At 55.9% G+C, this 777-nt stretch carries 2 pseudogenes; both read left to right on the forward strand.

The features are described from left to right. Positions 1-480 (forward strand): annotated as a pseudogene (locus E0D98_RS28245) (hypothetical protein); the annotation flags it as partial. Positions 481-500: 20 nt separating this feature from the next. Then, positions 501-777, forward strand: a pseudogene (locus E0D98_RS25100) (pilus assembly protein); the annotation flags it as partial.

A 777-nucleotide genomic window follows, 5' to 3' on the forward strand; every position in this document is an offset into this window, starting at 1 on the left:
GACAACATAAACAACGAACGGCGTCGCCGGCGTTACCTGCTGAACTGGCTTGACACTGCCCGTCAGATGCGCGAGTTCAGAGGAATGGCTGAAGAGTTCACTACCCTGCGAAAACTGCTGGCCACCAGTTCAGACATACCGGTAGCAAACACCCTGAAATCACTGCTGGAAAGTGGCAATAACGCAGCATTATACGACCTGTACCGCTTCCGCTCGGCTCTTGCCGCGTGCAGAAGTCTGGGATGGCAGATTGGCACGTGCGCATGGAACGACCAGCTGCTGAGTGAGACACTTTCCCGTGCGCAAACAGGTAAACGTCATATCCTGCAGACGGTCATTATCAGTGGCTTCCAGCAGTCAGGACGTCGCAGCGGAAAACAGGGTGTAGGCACGCCGGGATTCTTCGGTCTTGGCGGTGGGATCAACAGTGAAAACGACGACACCATTCTCGTGGTGCTGATCACGCCCAATATCATCTGATTTGCACAAGGAGGACGATCGTGACGGATATTTCACCGACAGGGCGGCAGGTGTTTCCGCTGACGGCAGGGCGCAATGTGTTTCTGGCCGGTCTGGAATGGAAAACACTGCCCTCACAGTACCGGCATGCCCGCGACTTTGCCCGGGCACAGAAAGCCGACCTTTTCCTAGCCTGTCAGTATCTCAGTAATGAAGATGCCGATACCCACACCATGGTAGCCACTGTCAGTCGCCGCATACTGCCCGGAAAACCCCGTCAGTGCTTCTCCCTCGCCCTGCTGATCCTGCCACTACTTG

The sequence above is a fragment of the Escherichia sp. KCJ4928 genome, from assembly GCF_004352695.1.
In the GTDB taxonomy this organism is placed as follows: Bacteria; Pseudomonadota; Gammaproteobacteria; order Enterobacterales; family Enterobacteriaceae; genus ECMA0423.